This window comes from Streptomyces sp. NPDC058872, assembly GCF_042743065.1.
Taxonomy (GTDB): Bacteria; Actinomycetota; Actinomycetes; order Streptomycetales; family Streptomycetaceae; genus Streptomyces.
The window spans coordinates 1-1698 of sequence record NZ_JBHYMK010000144.1 but is presented as its reverse complement, the minus strand read 5'-3'; the positions used below and the strand labels follow the sequence as shown (position 1 = coordinate 1698).

Here is a 1698-nt window from a genome sequence, read left to right as displayed (position 1 = left end):
GCAAGGCCGACCTCCTCGGCGTCACCTCCGGCGGCGACCTCTACCGCTACCTCAACACCAGCCCCGGCAAGTTCACCCCCCGGGCCAAGATCGGAAACGGCTACCAGATCTACAACTCGATCTCGTAGCACCGTCTCCCCGTGCCTGACGCCCCGCACCGGACCTCCGGTGCGGGGCGTTTCGCACCCGTCCAGGGCCCGAGTACGGAAACCCGGACGGCCCTCCGTTGCCGGGGATATCGGTTGAAGCACCGTCACCACCGGAATGTATGCTCGCCCCACATCCGGGAGGTGTCCGCCCTTCGCATGTGCTTCCTGCCGTGCCAAGGCGTCGCGGACCCCTGTTCCCGGCTCGATGACACCTGATCCCTGGGGGGGATCTTTTGCGTTCTGTTCGATCCATGCGTACCCGCCTCGCGGCCTGCACCGCCCTGGCGCTCTCCGCCGGCATGCTCCTCGCGGGCCCCGCCTCCGCGGACTCGCCCGCGCCGCGACCGACCGCCGAGAAGCCGGTGGTCACCTTCGACCCGCCGTCCCTGAACCTTCCGGGAGGCGGCGCCGCCCGTGCCGGCACGACGGCGACCACCGGGGTCGGCGCCTCTCCGCAGCTGTCGGACTTCGACGGCGACGGCAGGAGCGACCTGATCTATCGCGGCTGGGACGGCAACGTCTACACCGCGACGACCACGGGTCAGGAAGGCCAGTTCGGATACACCGACGAGCCGGCGAAGGACATCATCCCGATCGGCAACCAGGACGGGGACGCCAGCGGCCCCGAGGTGCTGCTGCTCTCGCAGTCGGGTGTCCTCAGCCTCTACACCGACGCCACGACCAACGGCGCTTCCTACGCCTGGGAAGGCCGCGGCTGGAACGCCTACAACAAGGTCGTCGCGCCCGGTGACGTGAACGACGACGGACGCGCCGATCTGGTCGCCCGCGACCACGACGGCGGCCTGTACCTGTACTACGCGACCGGCAACCGCAGCGCGCCCTTCGCCTCCCGGGTGAAGATCGGCAGCGGCTGGAACATCTACGACCAGCTCTTCGGCATCGGCGACAACAACGGCGACGGCTGGGCGGACCTGATCGGCCGGGACACCGCCGGGGACCTGTGGTTCTACGCCGGCACCGGCGACAAGGCACGGCCCTTCGCGGCCCGCGTCAAGATCGGCACCGGCTGGCACATCTACAACCAGATCATGTCCGTCGGCGACGACAACGGCGACGGGAACGGCGAGCTGATCGCCCGCGACATGAAGGGCACCCTCTGGTACTACACCGGCAAGGGCAACGGCACCCTCGGGGCCCGCGTGCAGAGGAGCAACACGGGCGGCTGGGCCGGCGTCCCCCAGTTCGGCGGGGCGGGCAACAACCCGGTCACCGGAAACAAGGAAGGCGTCCGGGCGCGGGACACCGCCGGCACGATGTTCTGGTACGGCGTGCGGAGCACCGGCCTGCTCGCGCCCCGCGTGCAGACCAGTGACACCGGCAACTGGAAGGGTGCGAACTTCACGCACATCTCCTCCACCGACATGGACGCCTCGTCCGATCTGGCGGAGGTGTACGACAACGGCCTCTACATCGACGGCGTCTACATCGGCACCGGTTGGAGCGCCTACAACGTCCTGGTCGGTCCCGGCGACCTGTCCGGCGACGGCAAGGGCGACCTGCTGGCCCGCGACCGCTCCGGCATCCTCTA

The 1698-nt window shown here is 69.3% G+C and carries 1 protein-coding gene; it reads left to right on the top strand.

What is annotated here, in order from left to right:
- Positions 1-400: 400 nt before the first annotated feature.
- On the top strand, positions 401-1698 hold a 1298-nt coding region (locus ACFW22_RS35815; protein WP_386412974.1), incomplete at its 3' end, for an FG-GAP repeat domain-containing protein.